At 52.7% G+C, this 22,356-nt stretch carries 21 protein-coding genes; 7 read left to right on the top strand and 14 right to left on the bottom strand.

Annotation, left to right across the window (positions count from 1 at the left end; all coding sequences use genetic code 11):
* The first annotated feature begins 28 nt into the window (after positions 1–28).
* Together DMG62_05555 and DMG62_05550 are read left to right on the top strand one after the other, a co-directional pair.
* On the top strand, positions 29–535 hold the full coding sequence (locus tag DMG62_05555; GenBank protein ID PYY23920.1) for a hypothetical protein: 507 nt from the start codon (positions 29–31) through the stop codon (positions 533–535).
* Positions 536–556: 21 nt separating this feature from the next.
* On the top strand, positions 557–1,492 hold the full coding sequence (locus tag DMG62_05550) for a transporter (GenBank protein PYY23919.1): 936 nt from the start codon (positions 557–559) through the stop codon (positions 1,490–1,492).
* An 83-nt stretch (positions 1,493–1,575) separates the two neighbouring features.
* On the opposite strand, the gene DMG62_05545 is transcribed toward DMG62_05550, so the two are convergent.
* From DMG62_05545 to DMG62_05525, 5 genes are all read right to left on the bottom strand, one after another.
* Positions 1,576–1,848 (bottom strand): hypothetical protein, encoded by a 273-nt coding sequence (locus DMG62_05545; GenBank protein ID PYY23918.1) that lies wholly within the window; start codon positions 1,846–1,848, stop codon positions 1,576–1,578.
* Entirely contained in the window at positions 1,845–2,252 is a 408-nt protein-coding gene (locus DMG62_05540; protein PYY23917.1) for a hypothetical protein, read from the bottom strand. Before DMG62_05540 ends, DMG62_05545 begins: the two co-directional genes overlap by 4 nt.
* 52 nt (positions 2,253–2,304) lie before the next feature.
* Positions 2,305–2,409 carry a hypothetical protein gene (locus DMG62_05535; protein ID PYY23916.1) on the bottom strand — a complete coding sequence of 35 codons (105 nt, stop codon included), beginning with the start codon at positions 2,407–2,409 and terminating at the stop codon, positions 2,305–2,307.
* 78 nt (positions 2,410–2,487) lie between these two features.
* Positions 2,488–2,898 carry a hypothetical protein gene (locus DMG62_05530; GenBank protein ID PYY23915.1) on the bottom strand — a complete coding sequence of 137 codons (411 nt, stop codon included), beginning with the start codon at positions 2,896–2,898 and terminating at the stop codon, positions 2,488–2,490.
* Between the two features lie 48 nt (positions 2,899–2,946).
* Positions 2,947–3,243 (bottom strand): hypothetical protein, encoded by a 297-nt coding sequence (locus tag DMG62_05525; GenBank protein PYY23914.1) that lies wholly within the window; start codon positions 3,241–3,243, stop codon positions 2,947–2,949.
* Between the two features lie 185 nt (positions 3,244–3,428).
* Here DMG62_05525 and DMG62_05520 point away from each other — a divergent pair, with 185 nt between their 5' ends.
* Complete coding sequence (locus DMG62_05520; GenBank protein PYY23913.1) at positions 3,429–3,806, top strand: hypothetical protein; 378 nt, start codon at positions 3,429–3,431, stop codon at positions 3,804–3,806.
* Between the two features lie 163 nt (positions 3,807–3,969).
* Here DMG62_05520 and DMG62_05515 read toward each other — a convergent pair whose 3' ends face one another.
* The 4 genes from DMG62_05515 to DMG62_05500 form a co-directional block, all read right to left on the bottom strand.
* The gene (locus DMG62_05515; protein PYY23912.1) at positions 3,970–5,601 is read right to left on the bottom strand and encodes an aspartate 4-decarboxylase; all 1,632 of its coding nucleotides are present in this window, start codon (positions 5,599–5,601) and stop codon (positions 3,970–3,972) included.
* A gap of 13 nt (positions 5,602–5,614) precedes the next feature.
* Positions 5,615–7,378: an aspartate-alanine antiporter gene (gene aspT / locus DMG62_05510; protein ID PYY23911.1), complete on the bottom strand. Its 1,764-nt coding sequence runs from the start codon at positions 7,376–7,378 to the stop codon at positions 5,615–5,617.
* Positions 7,379–7,714: 336 nt separating this feature from the next.
* Positions 7,715–10,501, bottom strand: a complete 2,787-nt coding sequence (locus DMG62_05505; GenBank protein ID PYY23910.1) for a decarboxylase — start codon at positions 10,499–10,501, stop codon at positions 7,715–7,717.
* A 57-nt stretch (positions 10,502–10,558) separates the two neighbouring features.
* On the bottom strand, positions 10,559–12,034 hold the full coding sequence (locus tag DMG62_05500; GenBank protein ID PYY23909.1) for a hypothetical protein: 1,476 nt from the start codon (positions 12,032–12,034) through the stop codon (positions 10,559–10,561).
* A 348-nt stretch (positions 12,035–12,382) separates the two neighbouring features.
* Between DMG62_05500 and DMG62_05495 the strand changes: the two genes are divergently transcribed.
* Positions 12,383–12,946: a DUF4136 domain-containing protein gene (locus DMG62_05495; protein PYY23908.1), complete on the top strand. Its 564-nt coding sequence runs from the start codon at positions 12,383–12,385 to the stop codon at positions 12,944–12,946.
* A gap of 529 nt (positions 12,947–13,475) precedes the next feature.
* Here the strand turns inward: DMG62_05495 and DMG62_05490 are convergent.
* Both DMG62_05490 and DMG62_05485 read right to left on the bottom strand, forming a co-directional pair.
* Positions 13,476–14,132, bottom strand: a complete 657-nt coding sequence (locus DMG62_05490) for a hypothetical protein (protein ID PYY23907.1) — start codon at positions 14,130–14,132, stop codon at positions 13,476–13,478.
* 184 nt (positions 14,133–14,316) lie between these two features.
* The gene (locus DMG62_05485; protein ID PYY23906.1) at positions 14,317–15,960 is read right to left on the bottom strand and encodes a hypothetical protein; all 1,644 of its coding nucleotides are present in this window, start codon (positions 15,958–15,960) and stop codon (positions 14,317–14,319) included.
* A 287-nt stretch (positions 15,961–16,247) separates the two neighbouring features.
* Between DMG62_05485 and DMG62_05480 the strand changes: the two genes are divergently transcribed.
* Together DMG62_05480 and DMG62_05475 are read left to right on the top strand one after the other, a co-directional pair.
* Complete coding sequence (locus DMG62_05480; protein PYY23905.1) at positions 16,248–16,880, top strand: hypothetical protein; 633 nt, start codon at positions 16,248–16,250, stop codon at positions 16,878–16,880.
* Between the two features lie 96 nt (positions 16,881–16,976).
* Complete coding sequence (locus DMG62_05475) at positions 16,977–18,026, top strand: peptidase M48 (GenBank protein PYY23904.1); 1,050 nt, start codon at positions 16,977–16,979, stop codon at positions 18,024–18,026.
* 133 nt (positions 18,027–18,159) lie between these two features.
* Here the strand turns inward: DMG62_05475 and DMG62_05470 are convergent, their stop codons facing one another.
* Positions 18,160–19,185: a hypothetical protein gene (locus DMG62_05470; protein PYY23903.1), complete on the bottom strand. Its 1,026-nt coding sequence runs from the start codon at positions 19,183–19,185 to the stop codon at positions 18,160–18,162.
* 784 nt (positions 19,186–19,969) lie between these two features.
* On the opposite strand from DMG62_05470, the gene DMG62_05465 reads away from it, so the two are divergent.
* A complete protein-coding gene (locus tag DMG62_05465; protein ID PYY23902.1) occupies positions 19,970–21,406 on the top strand; it encodes a peptidase S1 in 1,437 nt (478 codons plus the stop codon).
* A 218-nt stretch (positions 21,407–21,624) separates the two neighbouring features.
* On the opposite strand, the gene DMG62_05460 is transcribed toward DMG62_05465, so the two are convergent.
* A complete protein-coding gene (locus DMG62_05460; GenBank protein PYY23901.1) occupies positions 21,625–21,876 on the bottom strand; it encodes a hypothetical protein in 252 nt (83 codons plus the stop codon).
* Between the two features lie 27 nt (positions 21,877–21,903).
* Complete coding sequence (locus tag DMG62_05455) at positions 21,904–22,149, bottom strand: hypothetical protein (GenBank protein PYY23900.1); 246 nt, start codon at positions 22,147–22,149, stop codon at positions 21,904–21,906.
* Positions 22,150–22,356 lie beyond the last annotated feature (207 nt).

Raw genomic sequence — 22,356 nt, 5'->3', positions numbered from 1 at the left:
CGAGTGAGTAAACTCCCCATCGATTCTCATGAAAATTTCCCGCAGTTCGATCTTGTTCGCGATAGTTGCTGCGGCGCTGTTGATCTCCGTCCCAAGCAGTATTTATAGACTGGTACAGAGCGGTGATCCTTATTTATTCACCGAGAAGTTTTTTCAAGACATGCTGGCCCGCTTAACCGGTCCAGGCAAACTTCGCTTCATCGTGCAGCCGATCGTCGCCATCACCATTGGCGTTCTACATGGGAAAAAAGATGTTCATGCGAACCTGCCTCCATTTCTCTGGATGCTTGCTTTCCACCGTTCGCATCGCCAGCATGCGCTGCGAACCGCTGTTGTCGGAGTTCGAGATCTTGTAGCAGTTGCGATTCTCCTCGATATCATTTCTCAGGCGCTGATATTTCACGAAGTACGTCCTGGCGCCGCCCTCGTGGTTGGACCGATCCTCATTTCCGTTCCTTATAGCCTTGCTCGCGAATTGGCAAATCGCATAAGCCGTGCGCTGCGTCCTCGTGCTTCAGCAGCGGGGTCATTTTGAGTCGCTCTAGTGAGCTCCCAGATGCGCCTCAGATTCGCACTCGCTGCAGCGATGATCGTGTCCTCTGTGAGCCCGTCTTTTGCGCAGGACTTGGTTCCACGAGCGTATGTAATAACTCCTGTTCACTCGAATGCAGTCGTTCTGACAAGCTCCTTCTTTAGTGGCGACATTCTGTTCGAGGGCGCCGTCCCAATTACCGACTCTACTGGCAGAATTTATGTGTCAACCATCAGCTTCTATCACGCGCTGAGTTTCTTTGGACGCTCATCAAACGTCACCGCCTCTTTTCCTTATGCCATAGGAAACTTCCGCGGGAAGGTCATTGGCACGGAAACCAACGCGTACCGCTCCGGCCTGGTAGATACGGTTTTTCGCTTCTCCGTGAATCTCAAGGGCGGACCGGCATTGCCGCCACCAAAGTTTCGATCTTGGAAACAGAGAACCTTAATAGGCGCGAGTCTGAAGATAGTTGCTCCCACAGGCCAATACGATCCAACCAAGCTGATCAATCCAGGGGGGAACCGTTGGAGTTTCAAGCCGGAACTCGGGCTTTCCCGGCGTTGGGGTCATTGGATAGTGGATGCATATGGCGGGGTAGCGTTCTTCACGACGAATCACGACTTCTTTTCGCGAAACCAATTTTCCGCCGGCAAAAACACGCAATCTCAGAAACCTGTAGTCGCCTTCGAAGGACATTTGAGTTACGATGTGCGGCCCCGATTATGGGCATCGCTGGATTGCAACTTCTGGCGTGGAGGCAGAACTACTCTGAATGGAATTGAAAGCCCAATCAGCCTGCAGTCAAATTCCAGAATCGGAGGAACGGTTTCGGTACCGATCAACTTCCACCAGTCTCTGAAATTCAGCTATAGCAGAGGTGCATACGTGAGATTCGGCGGCAATTTCCAAAGTGTATCTGTCGGCTGGCAGTATTCGTGGCTGGGCAAACCTGAATAACACCTAATAAAGGATGGACCGGTCACTCATTAATCTGATCTTTTTCAACCGTATGCGAAAGTGGGGCAGGTTGGGACGATCTCTTAGTTCTCCGCGATTATGCGATCTGAGTCCCGACTGTTTCGCAGCCGAGGGGCTCTCGAGGAGTCCTCAGGGGTAGAAGAGGATACAAGGGAAAAGAGATAGAAGACTACCCCAAGACCAATGAGAAGGCCGCCTAATCCCAAAAACACAAGAAAGGTCATAGGACTGTTCCACTGCAGCGTAAGGGCCTCGATCAGCAGGCCGAGGAATATGAGGGCTCCCGCAATCCGTAGGCGCCGTTCGATCTCGGTTATTTGAATTTCGACACTCATTTCGCGTTCCAATACTTCACTTCGTTGAGCTTGGTAGTGTTGTGAATCTGGTCATGGCACCCGGAGGTCAAGCATGACATCCTGTTGCTCTTTATATCGGCCATGATCTGAGGATCGGCATTGTGAGTTGCGCCTTCCTCAAAGGTCCGCGATCCGGCGTGGCAGTGCAGACACTCGCGGTTGTTGTAGGGACGGTAAAGATGGAGCGGAGGCTTGGGATTCCCTAAGTACTGCGCGTAAATGTGATGAAGCCCGCGCCACTTCGCCTTCATGCTGCCGTACATGACGTAATCGCTGTGGCAGGTGTAGCAAGCTTGCTCGCGAGGCACGCGGTTGTTCTGGAACTGGGAAGCGGGAAGCCAGGTTGGATCATCAACCTGCAGGCTGCGCCCGTAGGGCTCCATAAGGTGGCAGGACAGGCAGAAACTAGTCTGTTTAGATCGCTCCATGTGCTGCTCATAACCGAGTGCAGGCCTGGTATTTCTGCGCCTGGTTATGGAATGACGGAATGCCGGGAGCCGCCGAATCCACCGTGAGCGTGTGGCACTCCAGGCAGAGCACATTGACTTGGCTGCGCTTCAGCAGGCGCGGATTCGACGAACCATGGGGGAGTGTGGCAGGAGACGCAGCCTCCGGTCTTCACTGCGCGTGCTCAAAGACGAAAGGTCCCGCCTTGTCTGTATGGCAGCCAAAGCAAACCTGATCCTGTGCAGCGGTCGAACGCAGCCGGCGCGTCATGAACCCGCCATGCGGATTATGACAATTGCTGCACGACATCAGGCCCTCGTCCACGCGATGGTGAACGGGTTTGGAGAACTGTGGTTTGATTTCGAGGTGGCAGCCGTAACACAGCATTGGCTGGGCCATCATCAGAAGAGCACGTTCCACTTTGGGATGGTGTGCCGAATGGCAGTCAATGCAGCCTACGTTATTTTCTAAATGTTCCGACCGGAGGAAGTTGGCGTGCTCCTCTCCGAACTCATGGCAGCTTAGGCAGCGCTTGCTCGATTCTTCGCGCGAGAGTTCTTTAAAGCGGATGATCTTTGTAATATCGCCGCCTGCTTCGGCGTGTGCCTTGCCCGGTCCGTGACAGGCCTCTCATCCCTGATACTGCACGCCACGGTGATTGAGCATTGTCTTCCAGTGTGGGCTGTGATCGTAGGTCTTGCCGATGTCCTCGTGACACGTTTTGCATGTGTCAGTGCCGGCATAAAGCGATGGATCGGCAGGATTGTCGGTGAAATGTTCGCCCTTGGAGGAATCGGAATTCGCTTGGGGCGTCGATTCAGTCTGTTGAGGGGAATTCTGAGACTTGGAGTGCTTGCCGGAAGCGGCAAGCACGAACAGCGGCAGCACGAAGATCAAAACGCAACACGCAGCGTTGGTCAGTTTCATGCCTTCCGCCTTCAGTGTCGTTCCAGTTCCGGAGGCTCAACGCTAGAGACTTTCCAGCGATGTCCTAAGTGAACGCTTGATCTTTGCCAGATTCAGGCCTTTTCGTTCAGAGGCCAGCAAGACTCTGAATACCGAATTGGGCGGCGTGAACGCGGCTAGCCTTGCTGTGGGTTGGCTACTCTACGATGCCCCATTCTCTACGTCTGTTCCTGGATTGCTGCGAACATTGGCTGGAAAGGACTGTCCCGCTACCTAGCCCCCTGATAGAAGCGTTTCGTAAATGGCGCGATGAAGAGCGCTGGCTCCGAAGCTATTGTCCAACTTGTGGCTCTTTACCCAGCATGGCCCAATTAGTCGGCAAGGAACCGGGGCGTCGACGATTCCTTTCATGTGGATGCTGTGGCACACGGTGGCCGTACAAGCGCACGGGATGCCCATTTTGCGATTCCCAGAGTGACCATCGGCTATCAGTTCTCGCCATTGAAGGGAGAAGCACCTCTTCGCATCGATCGCTACGAAACCTGCAGCGGCTATGTGAAAACGTACGACGGAGAGGGACATGAAAATCTGCTTCTGGCTGACTGGACCTCCATTCATCTCGACATCATTGCTCAGGATCGTGGACTGCAACGATTGGCCGCATCGCTATACGGTTTTTGAAATCAGTCTAATTCCTGGATTCAATGAAGAGCACGAGTTATAGCCATCGCAATGCGTAAGCTCCGGCTAGGCGACTGCCTTCCTGGCTTTCTCGGCCCGCTTCGCAGCTTCGTGTGCATCTCGATATCCCCGTGCGATCGACCGAACGCCGCGCCCAATCTCTTCATACGCCTCGTCGTCGAGATTGGCCAATGACACACGTAGTGACCAGTTTGGCGCTTCGAAGCCGCTACCATTGAGCAACACAATTCCACGATCCTCCGCCAAACGAAAAGCAAGGTCCAGCGGATGCACATTCTTCTTGAGATACTCAACCGCTTCTTCGCCGATGTTCTTGCGCGCCCAGAACTCGAAGTCAATTAATCCGTAGTAGGCGTCGTACAACGGATTCGGCGTGACCTCCAAGCCCAGGCCTCCGATCAAAGCCCAGGCACGGCGATGCAAGATCTCCATACATGCCTTTTGATATTTCTTGGAGGTATCCATCAGTTCGGCAAGCGAGAACATACTCATCATTACTTGTTGAGGCAGTGCGAGCCCAGCCGTATGGTTGAGAGCTACGTCGCGACTGTCAGCAACAATCCGATCGATGAACTTGACTTTGCGCGGTTCCAGAGTGAGTGCGCCATAGCGTTTGTCGAGCGCTTTCAGATCGGCTTCAGGAAGCTTCGCAATCATCTTGTCAAAGATGTTGTCTTCGTGGATCGCGATGACCCCGAGCCGCCATCCGGTACAGCCGACATATTTCGAATAGGAGTAGACTCCGATCGTATTGTGCGGCAACTCACCGAGTAGCGATCGGAAGTTTTCGACGAAGGTACCGTACACATCGTCCGTGAGGAGCAAAAGATCGGGACGCTTCGTCTTAACCAACGTTGCGATTTTACCGATGACCTCGCGGCTCAGCGCCATTCCCGTCGGGTTACCTGGATTTACGAGAAAGAACGCTTTGATTTTGGGATCCTCGAGCTTTTTGAGTTCTGCGTCAGTGAACTGAAAACGGTTTTCCTGAGGAGCATGAATGGTGACGAAGTTCAAACCATAGTCCTCGAGATGAGGCAGCTCAAGATAGGGCGTGAAGATGGGTGTGCCCAGTGCAATGGTGTCGCCCGGACGCAGCAGGCGATTCATCTTCAGTGATTTGAAGATGTAACACATCGCCGCGGTCCCGCCCTCGACAGCATACAGATCGAACTTGCCGGTTGGAACCGGATCTCCGCAGACGGCCCACATCAGATACTCGTGCACAATGCGCTCGTTGTGTACGAGCATTCGATCTGGCACCGGATAGTTATCGCCAATGATGGAATCGACGAGCTCATGCACAAAGGCGTCGCGCTCAAATCCGAACTTCTTTACGGCAAATGTCACCATTGATGACAGGAAGGAAGCGCCGGGCATTTCTGCGTGCTTCGCAAGCCATTCGTCAAGCCGGCCGGCGATGCCTTGAGCCTGCGGCATTCCGCCAAGACCTGCCGGGTGCTCCATTACACGTTTGCTCTCCGTGATTGCGAACTGACCTAGCAGAAAATAGCCCTCGCGCGGAGTGGTCGCGATCCAATTCGGGTTGCCGCGGCCGGCATTGAGAAATGCTGATTGAGTTGTACGGGAGGTTTTCTTAGCGAGTTTGATCAGCTCGTCTTTGATCTCGAACGGGCTCAACGTCTCGAACTTGCTGAGGTCCATAAGGTCCATGATTTTCTCCTCGTTGTTATTTGGAAGATCCGAAGGTTAAGAGCACGATCAGCACCATGCCCCAGATTGTGAGGAATGTGTTACCAACTGCGTAGGTCACTGTGTACCCAAGCGCCGGAACCTGGCTCTTCCCCCGATCGCAGACGAGCCCTAGGGAAGCTGTCGTCGTGCGCGCGCCAGAAACGATGCCGAGCAAGATCGCGTCGTGGAACCGGAAGAGGTACTTGCCGATGTACATGCCCAAAACAAGCGGCACTGTTGTGGCAACGGCACCCCACAGAAAGAGACTTATGCCCTGTGTCCGCAAGCCATTCACGAAGCCTGGACCCGCCGAGATGCCGACTATTGCAATAAAGATGTTGAGGCCGACGGAGTTCATGAACCATACGGTCGAGGAGGGTATGCGGCCAAATGTCGGCCGGACCGAGCGCAGCCATCCGCACACAAGTCCGGAGATGAGCGCGCCGCCCGCAGTTGAAAGGGTTATCGGTATGCCTGCTACTTTCCAAACTAGCGCGCCGATCAGTGCGCCGACTGCGATTCCGGCGCCGATGAACGCCACGTCGGCCACATCCGTAGCACGATCAGGAACGCCAATCATCTTGATGGCTGCAGCGGTGTCTTGAGTGCGGCCGGCGATGCTGAGAATGTCGCCACGGAATATCTTCGTGTTCGGCAGGATGGGAATGGACGTAGCGACTGCGCCTCGCGTAATCTTCCGCAGAAAAACGCCGCGAGCACCGGGTTGGTGCGCAATCTCAGCAAGAGTCTTTCCGTCCACCTCTTTCTTAGTTAGACAAACATCGATGCCCTCGACTGGAACGCTCAAGAGTTCAGGATCATCAACTTCTAGTGCAGATTGCCCGCCAATCGCAGTACCTTCGCGCCCTCCTGCAACCGCAGCTAACTTCGCTCGCTCGCCGATAATGTTTACGAGTACTTCACGAGCACCTACAACTGCTATTACATCGCCCTCGCGCAATACTGTGTCTGCAGCTGCTTCCTCAATCACTCCATTTCGACGCAGGCGCAGGACAAAAACGCGCGCGTTGGGAACAAGCGATTCCGCTTCCGCAGCTCGCAAACCGTTGACTCTGCTGTTCGCGAGCACACGGAATGCCCGTACTTCCCATCGGTGCCACGCAGTGCCCGCCCCACCAAGATCCTTCGTTCCGCCATGTTTCTCCTCGTAATCCTTGCAGGCTTTGGCGAGATCGAAACGGAGCAGCGCAGGGCCAAGCAATCCGATGACGATCGCCGAACCGACCGTCCCAAAGATGTAACTCACGGCATAAGCTATTGGCATTGAGTTGAGTAGCGCCTTCGTTTGGTCGGCGCCGAGCCCCAATCGGTTGATTGCGTCGGTTGAGAGTCCCATGGCCGCAGAGATTGTTTGAGAGCCCGAGTAAAGTCCTGCTGCATAGCCAAGGTCATAACCGACTAATTTGACGATTACGATCGGCACCGCCAGGCAGAGCGCACATTGGACAACAGTAAACAGGGCTTGTGGTCCTCCATCTTTCGCGACGCCGCGAACGAACTGTGGCCCGACTCCGTAGCCAACAGCAAACAGAAACATTAAGAACACGGTCGCCTTAAGAGGCGTCGAAATCGTAATTCCGATCTGTCCGATCAGGACACCCGACAACAGCGTGGCAGTGACCGATCCCAGACCGAGGCCGCGGAATTGAAATTTGCCGAAAAAGTAACCCAGCGCGAGTGTGAGAAAGATAGCGATCTCCGGGTATTGACGGAGGGTTGCTGCGAACCAGGAAAACATGTAGTCACCTCTGTATTTCAACCCGCTCCGCGCAGAGGTCGAGAGCAGGAAGCCCAAGAGTCCGCTTGACGAAGCTTTTTTTGACAGGGCTTCGTTTGAGAGCCACGCCGCAGAAGTGAATAGCTGCTGGTGCTCTCAATCTTGGTTTGCGCTATTCATAATCAGAAGAATCGGCAGGACCAACAACTGGTAAACCTGTCAGTGATGAACTGGAGCATCCTTGCTTCGCAGTTTCAAAAGGGGACAAAGCAGTCCCACGCGCAGGCAGAGCTCAGCCAAGCCACCCCTCCCGCAAGTTACTCTCGACCTGCTTCGGAAGATCTCCCGTATCTGTGCCTAAGCAGCAGAACTCCGCGCCACGCGCTTTGGCTGTTCAATACCTTTGCCGCGACCGCCGGCAGCTTCGAGATACGCTGGCGTGAGCAGTTTCAAGCCAAGCGCCGCAGCGAATCCGTGGATTTCTTTGACGTCCAGCTTGCGCATAAACTCGATCGTTTCCCGATTGATCACTTGGCCGGGAACCATGATCGGAAATCCAGGCGGGTAGGGAATCACAAAGTTGGCAGAGACCAGCTCGGGACCCTCCTTCAGACGCCGATCGATTTCCGCACTCGAGAGCTTCACATGCTCACACTGTTCCTCGCGATATGCTCCGAAGAAAGCAGAGCGCATGTCGCCCTCGCTGGTTGTGCTCGCCGGATTTTGTCGGAACGTGTTGTGAAAGCTAGTGAAATTTGGAAGATCAGGCACATCCTCCATCAGAGACTTTACGCGTGCCGCGAAGGCTTGCTGTGCCTGTTTGCCGCCACGCTGAAGTTTCACGTCTATCTGTTGCGAAATTCCGACGAGGACTTTGATTAAATGTGCAATGTCGCTGCGAGTGTTATTGATGTTGGTTTGCAGCAGCACGCTATTGCGGGAGGTTTTGTTTAGCTGAATATCGTAATCTGCGGCGAGTATGTTCTTGAATTGCGTGCCGTCGAAACCGGCACTTCCACACACTAACGTCAGCCGCGTCACGTCGAGCGCAACTTCATCGTCGCGCAGGCATTTCAGACTGGTGGACCAGTTTGTGCCAGGAACCAGGTAATCCACGAATCCGGAAGCGCGGAATTCTTCCGGAATCATCTCGTCCGCTCCGGCAACATGGAAATATTTTGAAACCAACGGGTGCGAATTAACTTCACGGCGCACGTCAAGAGCCAATTGAATCGCTCGATTTACCAGCTCGTATCCCTCCAACTCCATTTGGCGGCGTGCCACATCGATCGATGCAATGATCTGGAGGTTGGGCGAAGTAGAGGCATGAGTGAACACCGCTTCATGGAACTGCTCTTCTACAGTGTGATAATCCTGATCTTTGACCAGGACCATCGACCCTTGACGCAAGCAAGACATTGATTTGTGTGTCGAGTTCGTCTGGTACACTCGCAGCCGTACTTTGTCAGGATCGGCCAAGAGACGCGTCTTTAGTACCTCTGGATTCGAGAGGTCGAGGTTATCTCCCAACTTTTTCTTTTGCTCCTCATAGGCCCTGTGATACGCGGGATCTTTAAACTTACGCTCCAGAATGGCTGCAGCTCCCATCGCCGTGCGCCGGCGATAGAACGGAGTCCATCTGGCAAATCCAAACCATGCTTCGTCCCACAGGAAAATCAGGTCAGGTTTGATGGCCAGGCATTCTTCCATCACGCGTTCAACGTTGTAGATATGTCCGTCGAAAGTGCAGTTGGTGAGGACAAGAAGTCGAGCACGGTCCAGTTTTCCTTCGGCTTTCAGTTCGAGTAGGGCTTGTTTTATGGAGGCCAAAGGAACTGCTCCATACATCGAGAATTTCCTCAGAGGATAGGCTTCAAGATAAAGAGGAAGTGCTCCAGAAAGAACCGCACCATAGTGATGTGATTTGTGGCAGTTTCGATCGACGAGCATGATATCGTCGGGACCCAGCAACGCCTGCTCAACCATCTTGTTCGACGTTGAAGTGCCGTTCGTGACGAAGAATACATGGTCCGCCCCAAAGGCTCGAGCGGCCTTCTCCTGGGCGACCTTTACGTTCCCGGTGGGTTCCAGCAGACTGTCGAGACCGCCTGTGGTAGCGGATGATTCCGCGAGGAACAGGTTCATGCCGTAGAACCTGCCCATATCTCGAATCCAATTCGACTTGAAAATCGATTTCCCGCGCGCTACCGGCAGCGCATGAAAGGTGCCCATGGGACGTTGGGCATATTTCTGTAGATTGTCAAAATAAGGAGTTTCAAATCGGTCCGCAATTGCATCCAGGATGCTGAGATGCAGCTCCAGCGGTTCTTCGACTTGATAGAAAATCCGTCGGATATATTCCGCAGCGGTGGCATCGCCTGCGATCTTTTCCACTTCGCTTCCGCTGAGAAGAAAAATGTCGAGCTCCGGACGAATCTGCTTCAGCGCTCTTGCGAGCTCCAGAGTCTGCTCGCCAGAACGCGTACTGAACGCATGAGAGGGCAGATTCGCCAGCAGAAACTCACGTAAAACCGGTGCATCATGAGAGGAGGCGAACGGAACGCCATCGGATGCGATTACCGACTCGATATTGCCGTTCACAATCGATGCGAGTACTGCGTCTTCAAAGCTCCCGACAAAGACCAATTCGTAAATGAACCTGTCCTGCGGACGACGGAGCTTTTTATACTCCTGTGCCATTTCGGGCCAGGCATCCCGACGGAGAGGTGTAACGACCAGCACTTCAAAATATGGGCGGTGAGCGGCAGCGTCGTCTCCGCCGGGAAGACCCTCTCCTAACCTGACCGGCTGTTCTTCTCCGTCCCACTCAGCCGGATTACTGCGATATGAATGCGTAAGAAGAGCAACGTGGATCAACTGGACCAATCGAACGGTTCGTCTCAGATCACCAGAGGCGATGCTTTCCTCCAGACTGCGCATCAGAATGGGACCGGGATAAGCGAAGTAATCCTCCCATTGTTTCAATTCCTGGAGGGCAGCAAACGTCGAACTTGAATCTTTCTCTTTTCCTGCCTCCCAGGCGCGCGCTGCGTCCAACAGTGTCCGCCACCGGTCAAACCGGGCTTCTGCTGCGGTAAAGAACTGATCAACACGAGTGCCTTGTGCAGTTGCTGCAATACTCATCACCTTCCTCCAGATTGTTGCGGGTTATGGTGCTTCATGGCGCAGATTCAGCTCAGCCTAGTTCGCGGTTTTCTGAGCTTTCACAAAGTTGTATTTCGCGCTCAGCATGAGTCGGGGAACATTTCCCGTTGAGCCGTCTTTCTTCACCACCCAGCCGTACAGAAATTCTGTGCCAACATGCAACGATCCAACCACATTCCAGATAACGTTTGCGGATGTGTAGTTGCTTTGGTGGAAAACAGTGCCGGGCTGGAAATTGGTATTGTCGACTTGCACAAATCCGTACATAACAGAGGACCGCACTCTATCCATCCAGAAATGTTGATAACTTCCATAAGCGGCAACGACGGGAACGGCCTTCAAATGGGGATCCTGCGTGCTCGTTACAGCAGCGTCGATGCCCAATCCGGATGTATCGTTCAAGTATCGCTCAATGCCATGGCCATATACGCCTTGGTAGACGAAAGTATCCTTACCAAATGTCTTATGCGATCCAGTGAAGTTAAATCCCCACCCAAATACCGAATCACTAACCCCGTTTGGTAAGAAGGCTCCCACACTTCGGAATAGTCCAGATAGCTGTATGTGTCCTCTTTCCATGTCATGACGAAGAGTCGCGGTTCCGTCCGGAGCTTGGTTACTGGGTAGCGCCTTGAACTCTGGAGTCGTGAAAGCGATGTCCGATGAAGCTTTTTCGAGCGCTAGCCTAAAAGTAGTTTTTTGCCCCAACGGAATGCTGTAGCGGAACTGCGGATTACGGAGTGACACCTGCGCGTTCGGACCTTGGAAATCGAGTTGATCGGGACCGGAATCCGGATCCTGGAAATTTGAGAATGTCTGGCCGATCAGAAAGTTCTTCATTTGCGCATATGCATGCCGCATGCGTGGCGTGGTTGAACTGGAGCCGAAGAGGTCTCCTTCCACGAAGAACCGTACGCTCCCCACGTCTTCCAACGGAATTAAGAAGTCGAGGTTTAGCCGAGTCGGCCGCACCGATACCGTAGAGTTCGTTCCACCCCCGCTTGTGGGAACGGGAATACTGGAAGGGATAAAGCGCTCCGGATCGCCCGCGGGCCTGAGATCGCGGATGAAGTCGCTCTTAAAGTAGCCGCCGATCTTCAAGAGCGTTTTCGTGCCGGGTAGCCGAAAATATCCAGGGAAATTTGGATCAAGCGGCAAGTTGTCCACTCGGGGAGCCGCTTGAGGATCCTGAGAGTAGGTCTCATAAGTTGCCACGGCTTCGCCCGTTTGGTGCTTCGCCTGTTTGTTCAACTCCTCAGTTAACTCTTCTTTTTTGTCAGAGGACTGCTGAGCAGCCGGGCTACCCGATGACTGTGAGTCAGTAGTGCGTGCAGAGAGCTTGTTGAGCTGATTCTGAACATCCGCCATTTGGGTCTGCAGGCTTGCGAGTTGCTGCCGAAGTGCTTCAACCGCAGCCGCCGACGGATCTGAACTCTGCGAGCACATAGCACTCGCGTAGAGCAGCAGGACAATGAGGCAGCCCAGACATGCCTTCCCTCTATTAAAGATCATGAGTGCACCTCCAGTGTTTGTGAGCCGAGTATTCTGCTGCCAACCGTCACAACAAACTGTCAAAAGTCTCAGCGATGCAGGCAGAGTTATCGGTCATGAAGCGGGGAACTGTTACAAGGTGCCCGATGTTGAAATCTGCGGACGATAGGGTCCGGTTCTTTCTCCGGCACTTGAAACTGCCCGGTTGTGTCTGGCAGGTTTGCCAGTGCCCGCTTCAGCCTTTCACCGCCTATCATCCTGTGCAGGAAACCTCGAACGGCACCTGTCTACTCCCGTGAGTTTCAGCACATAACACTCCTCAAAGACAGGCTCGGGCTGGCATTGTTAAATCTAGAAGTGGAGAAGCGTATGTCAAGAATCACTTGTTTGTCTGCTGTGCTGCTGGTGGCAATAAGTTTTGTCGGCGCACAAGACGTTCGTTATAACTTTGATAAGACCGAAAACTTTAGCAAGTTTAAAACGTATAAGTGGGTTCTGATTAAGGGGGCGCAAACTCCCAACGATATCGTAGACAAGCAAGTTAAGTCGTCGATCGACGCGCAGTTAGCGGCGAAAGGCTTAAGCAAAGTGGATTCAGATCAGGCAGATATTTTTCTTGGATATCAAACCGCGATCGGCCAGGACAAACAATTTACTTCGTATAGCACTGACTGGGGATACGGGGGCGGATGGTATCGGGGCGGCTGGTACGGAGGGATGGGCGGATCTTCCATGACTACCGGACAAACGTCAACCATATATACCGGCCAGCTCGTGGTTGACATGTATGACTCAACAAATCACACCTTGGTTTGGCGAGGCGTCGCCAGCAAGACACTCGATCCGAAGGCCAAGCCTGAAAAGCAGGAAAAAAATCTCAATAAAGCCGTGGCTAAGCTCTTCAAGAATTATCCGCCGAAAGCGAAGACATAGTCAGTACTGACTGGGTAAGATCGGATCGGCGACCACTACCGATCCGCCACACTCTCCTGTACTGCAACTACGAAGGACTGTTCCTAAGTACGAACGACGGATGAAAATACCGTCGTTCTAACGTTTGTAAACTGCTGATTTCTGGTCAAACTTTTCACACTCTTTCTTGTTTGACTCCCGGGCTTGGTTCTGGTTGCATCGTGGTCCGAGCGCGGGCAAAATGGCAGGGACGTGTGGGATATCCACTTGCGTGCACGCCGGGAATGACAGCATTCGAGCTCAAGCGCGCGACTGCGTCGGCCGCAAAGTGTCCGTCGCTGCGAGGAACCGTGCAAAATCGACCATCGCGGCAAACGTGATCACAAGATGTTCTCATTCTAGATTCGGAAATCACAAGATGTTGACTGAGTTTGCACAAACCGGAGGGGAGGGCCACGGCGCTTTGGAGTACAAAACGAACTACAACTACCTGCAGATCCCGTGGGAGCCTTGCCAGGGAGTGCCCCCACGGAAAATGCGGTTGTCAGATCTACTGACCGTGACCGAAGTTAAAGATGACTCCAGTTGTGTACCGGAAGTTATTCTGATTGGCGTTAGAGTGCGTGAAGAAGTTCCCGAAGCGGGTTAGGACGTAATCGAGCTCCGCTGCTCTAATCGACACGGTATGGTTGATGGGAAAGTCGATTCCACCGCCAAGCATCATTGCCCATCCATTGTTTGAGGGTGAGCTCTGGGTGCCGCCGCAGCTTCCGGCAATTGGCTGGCAGAGTGTCTTAAACGCGGAGCCGTAAACATTGCTGTGTGCGGCACCGGCCAACGCTTCCGTCATCAGCTCCATATGCTGGCTGCGAAACTTAAGCTGCGGACCAAAGAGATATGTAAATAAGTTACCTGACGCAGTACCATGGGCTCCAGAAGGAAGTGCTGAAGTGGCAGGAATAACGAAAGACTCCGTAAAACTGTTGTATCCCTGCAGGTCCATCTTTACGCCAAGAATGTGGTTGAGGTTATAAACGAATGCTCCGCCACCGCCATTCAGACTCTTGTTGTTCGTGAATGCCTGGGCCGGAGCGAAATGCATGTACGAGTAGTCGAAGGAAAGCTCTGCCTTTGGGTACTCCTGCGCCATTGCAGCTACTCCGAGCAGCAGAACTGTTCCGAAGGCAAAAAGTTTTGTTAAAGTCATTGTTTTCTCCGTTTGTCTCAATGCTGTTCGGAAGGCAAGCTTTGTCACCTTCCACTCAGTTTCGATATCAACAGAGTGTCGATATCAAGTGGCACTCTAGAGACCACTGAGCGTGGGTAACACTGGCAAGAGTTACAGCCTGTTGAATAGTTATCTATGGTGAAAGGAAGACAAGATCGAAGCTTCAACGAGCTGCTGAAGCGGCGTTCAGTGGTTGGGGCAGTCGTTCCGGCAACAATAACTCAGCTGCAGAGTCGTTCTTTGTCGAATCCGTAACGAGATACGTGGTTTGCGACGGGAAGGCAAACTGGGCGCCGATCTGCTGTGCGATGGCCATTATGCCGTGTAGAAGATCTTCTTGAATTCGCAAGAACTGATTCCAATCTAATGCATACACGTATGCAAATACGTCAACATTCAGGGAAAAGCTGGCCATCTGAAACAATCGCACGCGAACTGAATCCCTGTCGATGTGTGGATGGGCTGTCAGCAGATTTTCGACGCCTTCTGTCATGGAGCTTATTTGAGCAGATGTAGTCTCGTAGCGCAGAGTGATTGTGGGGTGAAACCAGAATTTGTCGCGACAAGAGATAATCTCCAGATTCATGTTCGCAAGCTGGCCGTTGGGAATAACGAGCATTGTCCGATCAAGAGTTCGGATCCTGATCGATCTCAGGCCGATATCGTCAACGGTGCCCGTGACTTCTCCTACCTTGAGAACGTCTCCCACTCGCACCGCCTCATCCATGATTAGCGAGATGCCGCCAACTACATTTTCGAGAGTCTTCTGGGCTGCCAGCGCGATTGCAATGCCACCAACGCCGAGGCCGGCCAGTGCGCCTGTCGGGCTTATCCCGAAATGCCGGAGCATGACCAGAAAACCAACAAACACGAATACCAAGTCAACGGATCGGCGTATCAGACGCTGAACGGAAGCCCCTCCCGATGCATTTCGGCTTTGCCGGCGAGCGCGAACGTATTGCTCGCTTCCGCGGTTGATCAAAATCGAGAGCCACACAGAGGCGCAGATCGTAATGAGCGTGGCCAAGGTTGACCAGAACTGCCGCGCGATGAGGGAAAGACCCATCTCCAAGAGCAGCCAACGAATAGAGGCTGCGACAATCAGTAAACGAATCGGTTGCGGTAATACTTGTCGCGGACGTTGATCTGTCCGCCGCCGGAAACGGTTGAGAAACCAGCCAACAACCGGCAACAATAAACGATTCAACAATGCCGTCAAAAAGTAGATGAGAGGAAGGCCGACAAATACAAAAACCCATTCATAGGCAGGAATTCCTAATAGGTAATTGTTCACGAAGGCTTGTGGAAAGATATCCTCAGCTGATATTTGGTGGGTCTCCTCATAGATTGCGGGAATAGCTTCCAGGGTTGCGCGGGAGAATAGCCAAATTTGGCCGCTGTCCTCTCTCTCAAAACGCTCAAGAGTGACCTCTAGATTGGTTCCGTTGATGGTGCCGACTAGATATAGATCCGGCCGAAGCAGACTTGTGGCAGTGCCCTCGGGCCGGTCGCTAATCTCATTGAGACGTGCTGGTAGCCGCCTGTTCAGGACAACATAGAGTTCGCCGGCAAGAGCAGCGGTCGCCTTTGGGCCTTCGCGAGCGTTGAGATATTGCGCAGCGACTTGGTTGTCTTTCTTGCCGGCGGCGAGCAGGAAGCCCAGAACAGTTCCGCGAGGAGTGCTGCGTCCGAGTGGATCCTTTCGTGCCAGAGCGGAAGGTGTAGCAGGTTCTCCGCTTGGCAGTTGTGCCCACGTCGAAGTGCAAAGCAGGCAAGCCAAGAGTAAATGACGGCCGATGAACCGCACTCTTATAAGTGAGAATCTCCGCAAGAGGGTGTGGCGGACAAGATACTTCACGATCTCATTGTGGTCTCACGGAGGTAAAGCGGCACTGGTAGAACTTGCAGGCTTAGGCTGGCTCTGTGTACCTGGAATAGTGTTCACCTGTGATTCTTGCCAGTACACAATTATTGGTTGCCCTCATCTATTCATGCTTAACGCCTGTCGCCCCGCGTCGAGGCCCCAGCAGGAGTGTCTAAATGTGGTTTGTGCCTAGTCAGAAACGAGCACTATCGATACTCATATTCGTATTGTTGACCTTTGCAGCTATTGCGTATGCCCAGTCAGACGTTCAGGAACTTACACTTGTGCTAAATGGTCACAGCGGGCAAATTCTCGTTTATCGAATAAACGGAGAGGCGTTTGTTGACGTCGAGGCGCTTGCGCGCATCGGCCAAGGTTCCGCAAGTGTGCAGAAAGGTGAATTGGTTCTGACGTTTCCGACAGCAGTAGCGTCTGCTCCGGCCGGCGCACCGGTTGAAGGGATGACGAGAAATTTTAAGACAGCAGCTCTCAAAGATCTCGCCATCATCAAGGATTGGCATACAACAATCGCACATGCACTGCAACGTGGTCTACCTGGAGATGGCAGCCGCCTGGTAGTGTTTCATGATCGCGCGGCCGAAGGCCTTCACCTTGCAACGGTAGATACCTCAACTCATGCCGATCAGGAATCTCTACGATTGTTGACGAATCATTTTAACCACGTCGACCGATGGAACCGCAGGCTTGTCGATGCTCGCAAATCGATGAGTACTGGACATTATTCAATGAGTACGGACGCTCTAGAGAGAGACTCTGACTATCAAGCGATCGCACGCTGCTCCGAATTCCTCAGCGCGATGTTAGCCGGAGGCAAATATGAGGACAATGATTCTTGCCATTGACCCTGGCAACGTGATCTTTGCGCCTACCTACCACGACAACAATAGACTTCTGGCAAACTTGCCAGTTCATCTTCTGCTTGCCGCAAACCAGCATGGATGCGTTCACGAATTCAGGAAGCGGGGCAGCTGGCTATGAGATCGAAATTAGTACTTTTCCTGACACTTTGCCCGATTTTCGCAAACTCAGCACCAGCGCAAATGACCGATTCCCTCCCGTCAGTGTCTCCAGACATTCGGGACAGCCGTAAGCATCTTCATGACAAAGATGACGTCGGCCGCATTGGCCACCGGAATCTCGGCCACACAGGCTTCGGCAACTGGTACTCCCTTGATAGTGAAATTGCTCTTGGCAAGGAATATTCCGCAGTCGTCGAGCGTAACCTAAAACTCCTCGACGATCCCGGGGTCACCGAATATGTGAATCGAATCGGCCAAATGGTGGTCAGTCATTCCGATGCCAAAGTGCCGTTTACGATCAAGGTTGTTGATTCTGACGAGCTGAACGCGTTCACCCTACCAGGCGGCTTTTTGTATGTGAACCACGGGGTCATTCTGATCGCTGAAAATGAAGCTGAACTTGCGGGAGTTATGGCCCATGAGATTGCACACGTGGCCGCCCGCCACGCTACTCGCCAGATGACTCGCGCTAACATGTTGAGCCTCATGTCATTGCCGCTGGACTTGGCTGGCGGAGGACTGGTAGGCCAGGCGGTTCATCTGGTTGTCGGCTTTATGAAGCCGATGGAAATGCTCAAATTCTCTCGAGGCTTCGAGTCCGAGGCAGACTATCTTGGTTTGGAATATTTGTATGCGGCCGGCTATGACCCAGAGGCATTCATCTCATTCCTGGAGCGGGCTAGTGCTGAAGAGAACAATGTCGGCAAATGGGGAGGATTACTCTCGACCCATCCGTTAATGACGAGTCGTATCAAGAAAAGCCAAATCGAAATTGCCAGAGTCTTGCCGCAACGAGAGTCGTACATTGTGAACACTTCGCAATTTGACGAAGTAAAGGCGCATTTGCTCAAGCTCGCAGGTTCGCAGAAGCCAGAAGCACAGCAAAAGACTCATGAACCGGTGCTCAGATCACGCCCTGCCAAGCTCAGGCCCCGCGTGCAATTAGCATCTCGCCGGATGATATTTTAAGAGGTAGAGCCGCAAGTACCCAGTTCAGCAATCAGCCCAATCCTCGTAACTGCCTGTTCTAGGTGCCGCAAGGTATAGCTCTACTCGCATAACTCTCGGCATGGATCAAATCCGACATTTATATACTTAAGACTTACATGGGAATGCGCACGATTAGTACAGTCCCCTGTTTAGGCTTCGAGAGAATTGATAAGGTCCCATTGAACGCAGCAATGCGTTCCTTCATGCTCAATAAGCCTAGCCCTTCGCCTTTCGTTGCTTGATCAGGATCGAAGCCCACGCCGAAATCGCGAATTGTGAGTTGAATCTCTGCGGTTGTTCCCACCAGCTCCATTTGGAACTTCCGTACTCCACTGTGCTGCACTGCATTATGTACGCCTTCCTGAGCCACGCGAAGCAGTGCGAGCGCAATTTCTGGCGGGATTGAATCCGGAACATTTCTATCGGCGAATTCGACCTTCACCTTTTGATCACGGCCTAGATTGTTGCAGAAGCTTCTCATGGCCGCAGTAAGACCCAAGTGCTCCAAAGTCACAGAGTGCAACTCGTGTGATAACGCTTGTAGATCAAAGCTTATCTCTGTTGTACGTTTGAGCAATCGCTCGATGCGCTCGTGATGCTTTGTCTGAACCATCGGCGCCGAATCAAGTTGTCGGAGCTCAATGGCCACCATCGCCAAGCGCTGGTTGATGTCGTCGTGAAGCTCTCTCGCGATCCGTTTTCGTTCTTTCTCCTGAGCGTCAATTAATTTCCTGCTGACATTGCGCAGCACCTCTTCTGCTGCTAGCCGATCAGTCTCATCGATATAAGAGCCAATATAGCCAGCGAATGAGCCATCAGAATTGAAGGTCGGCGCACCGGTATCGACAAGGCAGCGATATTCGCCATCATGCCTCCTAATACGATACACAATCGTGAACGGTACATGTTTATCGAAGGCCTTGGTGTAAGACTCTAAGAAATTCGTGATGTCTTCCGGGTGAACTCCTTGAATCCAGCCTTGGCCGAGCTCTTCCTCGAGAGATCGCCCAGTGAAGTCAAGCCAACTACGATTGAAGTATGTGCGGAGGTTGTCGGGATCTGACATCCATATCAGTACCGGAGCTGAGTCTGCTATCGTGAAAAACCGGTCCTGAATGTCTTGCACGCTTTCCTCCAAGCCTTTGCGATATGCAACATGTGGGTTGTTCCGCGGATTCCGAGTTTCCGCCCACTCACATCGCGCTCCGCTTCGCCGCGAGTAGATCTCCAGAGTTTATTCCATCGGGGCGGATAAACTCCAGATCAGTATCGGAAATGTTTCGGTTTGCCACGCTTCTACTACACTTCTTTTAAGCTGTTCTCAACTCTCAACTGTGAACAATTGCCTTAGCCTTTGTTGTCGGGCAGGACAAGATTGGAATCGTCGGATCCGATACATTTCGTCAGACCACCGCGTAATGTTATCTGAGGAATTCCAGTTCAGCTCCCGAGTTGGGCAAGCCGTTTGCGCTTCCTTCAGTTCCGATTGTCTCTCGCGCAGCTCTCCCCGATACACTTGCACCCAGTGATATTCACAGTCTGCGAACAAATGTTATCCCCGCTTTCCGGTTCTGGAGTCGCGAATTATCGTGCGGTTAGTGTTACCGCCAGTTCTTATGGGCGAGCAACTGGTACTTCTTCTAGTGAATCATCGCTGGCCTACTAAGCATAATGTGTTTCCTCGATTAAGCCGTTGCGTAAGCTGTGCTTGTATTTGTACTAGTAGTATTAGCGAAAGTAGAGTTCTACCATGTTCAAATACCCATTTGTATGTGTCCGTTATTGCGAGAGGTTGTCTGAGGAGCAGGAAAGGAGTTTCTGCGTGGGGCGTTGCGGGATTCAAATAATGTCCGGCAACATCAGCACATCCGATTTTGACTGTGACTCATAAGAGTCACTCAAGCACAAGAGGAAGGTTCATCATGAGATTATCCGAAGCCGGTGCCGCGTTGAACGCCTTAGGTCGATTGCTCGTATTCGGGCTAATTATCACGACGCAAGGAAGCGCGCAAAGCGTGCTTTTGCGGCAGGGTCTGCTAGACGAGTTGAACAGCTCGCTCAAAGAGCTTGCGGAGCGGGTGTCGCCAGCTGTAGTTGAAGTGAAAGTGTTGGGATACGGTGTAGACGACGACCGTCAAGAGAGCGACGACGACAATGGTCGCAATCTTGTGAAGCAACGGCTATCGGGAGCAGGAGTGATACTCGATTCAAATGGCTATATCGTTACGAACGCCCATCTGGTTGAGGGTGCAAAGCGCGTGCAGGTTATCCTCAATCCGACTCGCGAGGCGGAAATGCCGATCAGGACATATCTAGAGGTTCCGGGAAGAACCTTTGATGCTGTAATTGTCGGTGTACATCACGAGACAGACCTCGCTGTGCTCAAAATTCGAGCCAGTAGGCTTCCGACTCTCCAGTTTGCGAACTACGAAAATCTGCAGCAAGGCCAAATGGTGGTGGCTTTCGGTAGTCCACTCGGGATGCGAAATGCAGCAACAATAGGCATTGTCAGTTCCGTTGCAAGACAAATTGATCCCGACAGTCCGCGCATTTATATTCAAACTGACGCGGCAATCAATCCGGGAAACAGCGGTGGTGCCCTGGTAGATACAGCCGGCAACCTGGTTGGCATCAACTCGGCGATGTTGAAGGCCGAACGGGCCGGACTTGCCATACCCAGTGACACCGTCAGCTTTGTGTACGAGCAACTCCGCAAGTCTGGTCGCGTGATTGAAGGCGACATCGGAGTGAATGTTCAAACGATCACTCCCGGCATGGCAGCCGGCCTCAAACTGCCGGAAGACACAGGGGTGATCGTGTCCGATGTGCGTCCCGGGCTCTCGGCGGAAAAAGCGGGGGTTGAATCTCAAGATGTAATTACAGGGGTGGACGACCGGCCCGTCCAGAGCTCCTTACAGTTTCTCACTTCGATATATCGACGAAAGCCAGGAGAACACGTAAGACTGCGGCTACTGCGCGGGAAAAAAAACATCGATGCCAACGTCGTTGTTGTCGAGAAAGCCCCGGACGCTGATCCGCTAGGTCAGGCAGTGGATGTGGATAGGAATCTGATAGGCATCTTGGATATCGTCGGCTTGGACGTCGATAACAATGTAGCTGAGACATTGACGGGCATCAGGATGCGGTCCGGTGTTTTGGTAACGGCAAAGTGCGAAAAGCGTGAGGGCACGGAAACATCCTTAAAGGTTGGCGATCTAATTCACGCCATCAATGGGAAAACGGTTCGAAGCGTCGCCGAGATTCGTGCGGCGTTGGCGAAGCTCTCATCTGGCTCTCCTGTCGTACTGAGGGTAGAACGCCAGAAGCAATTCCTTTACTTAGTCTCGGAAGTTGAATGAGTTGCCGATAGAGCCGATCGCAGCCTAACAGTTGGATTGAAAATCAGTCTGGTTCCAATAGCACTACTCTTCAGGATCTCCGTCCCGCTGATTGAATATGATATTGCGTCGGCGCAAGGACTCGCCCGTCACTACCTTCTAGTCTCAACAGCGGATTTTCCGCTTTGAGATCGCGGACGTGCTCGGCGTCATCAGCCCGATGAGAGATGGTTTCGGGTCTACTCGAGGAACCGCGCAATCGTGACGAGTGCGACAGAGATAAACACGACGATGCCAAGTGCTCCGTGTTCAGCAATTCCCGCCTTGATCGCTGCCCACCTAATTCGACGTTTAAACGCACCGGGGCTCCCCGGCAGAAATTCACGGTAATTTGTCGCCGAATCTAAATATGAAATCTTCACACGGATCATTCCATCGGTTAGCAGAGTTGATTGGCTGGACATAAAAGACGACTTCACGGCGCGATTCATGGGTTACCTGCTGCTCGCAGCTACTGTTTATGTAGAAGGGGTCATTGGCTTACGACTGAGGATCGGCACCTCGATCTTGCGTCCAAGAAGGTTGTTGAAAGCCATTGTCTTTGCTCCGACCGATACCAACAAGTCGAGTCCAGCGCGGTGAGTAATCTTGTCTGTCCCGTCGGGCGGCGCATAAAGTACGACATACATAGTTCTGCCCACTTTGATCGAAACATCATATTTGTGAACCTCGCTGCTGTCCGTGTTGTGCGCTGCAACAGCCATGATCGTCCCAACCCGCCATTTTGAATGATGTTCTTGACAGAATAGTGGCGTCGCCGCGAGCAAAAATAGTGCGACCGCAGCGAACGCGGGTCTTTGCACAGTGTACCTCCTGAAATTTGCCGCTTAGGCGTTAAGCTTCGCAGTTCACGCTGATCCTAACCAACTCAACACATCTGAGATAACTGGCAGAACTGATAGTTTACAGCG

The organism is Acidobacteriota bacterium (assembly GCA_003225175.1).
Classification (GTDB): Bacteria; Acidobacteriota; Terriglobia; order Terriglobales; family Acidobacteriaceae; genus Gp1-AA112.
The sequence above is the reverse complement of the archived record's forward strand: the minus strand, read 5'-3'. Positions and strand labels throughout refer to the sequence as shown.

What these genes read in the sequence shown, in the direction of transcription:
- DMG62_05505 (PYY23910.1), bottom strand. Translation starts at nt 10,501, where the DNA reads ATGAGTATTGCAGCAACTGCACAAGGCACTCGTGTTGATCAGTTCTTT.
- DMG62_05520 (PYY23913.1), top strand. Translation starts at nt 3,429, where the DNA reads ATGCCCCATTCTCTACGTCTGTTCCTGGATTGCTGCGAACATTGGCTG.
- DMG62_05550 (PYY23919.1), top strand. Translation starts at nt 557, where the DNA reads ATGCGCCTCAGATTCGCACTCGCTGCAGCGATGATCGTGTCCTCTGTG.
- DMG62_05465 (PYY23902.1), top strand. Translation starts at nt 19,970, where the DNA reads ATGAGATTATCCGAAGCCGGTGCCGCGTTGAACGCCTTAGGTCGATTG.
- DMG62_05495 (PYY23908.1), top strand. Translation starts at nt 12,383, where the DNA reads ATGTCAAGAATCACTTGTTTGTCTGCTGTGCTGCTGGTGGCAATAAGT.
- aspT (PYY23911.1), bottom strand. Translation starts at nt 7,378, where the DNA reads ATGTTTTCCTGGTTCGCAGCAACCCTCCGTCAATACCCGGAGATCGCT.
- DMG62_05540 (PYY23917.1), bottom strand. Translation starts at nt 2,252, where the DNA reads ATGGAGCCCTACGGGCGCAGCCTGCAGGTTGATGATCCAACCTGGCTT.
- DMG62_05455 (PYY23900.1), bottom strand. Translation starts at nt 22,149, where the DNA reads ATGGCTGTTGCAGCGCACAACACGGACAGCAGCGAGGTTCACAAATAT.
- DMG62_05475 (PYY23904.1), top strand. Translation starts at nt 16,977, where the DNA reads ATGCGTTCACGAATTCAGGAAGCGGGGCAGCTGGCTATGAGATCGAAA.
- DMG62_05555 (PYY23920.1), top strand. Translation starts at nt 29, where the DNA reads ATGAAAATTTCCCGCAGTTCGATCTTGTTCGCGATAGTTGCTGCGGCG.
- DMG62_05500 (PYY23909.1), bottom strand. Translation starts at nt 12,034, where the DNA reads ATGATCTTTAATAGAGGGAAGGCATGTCTGGGCTGCCTCATTGTCCTG.
- DMG62_05525 (PYY23914.1), bottom strand. Translation starts at nt 3,243, where the DNA reads ATGAAACTGACCAACGCTGCGTGTTGCGTTTTGATCTTCGTGCTGCCG.
- DMG62_05545 (PYY23918.1), bottom strand. Translation starts at nt 1,848, where the DNA reads ATGAGTGTCGAAATTCAAATAACCGAGATCGAACGGCGCCTACGGATT.
- DMG62_05490 (PYY23907.1), bottom strand. Translation starts at nt 14,132, where the DNA reads ATGACTTTAACAAAACTTTTTGCCTTCGGAACAGTTCTGCTGCTCGGA.
- DMG62_05460 (PYY23901.1), bottom strand. Translation starts at nt 21,876, where the DNA reads ATGAATCGCGCCGTGAAGTCGTCTTTTATGTCCAGCCAATCAACTCTG.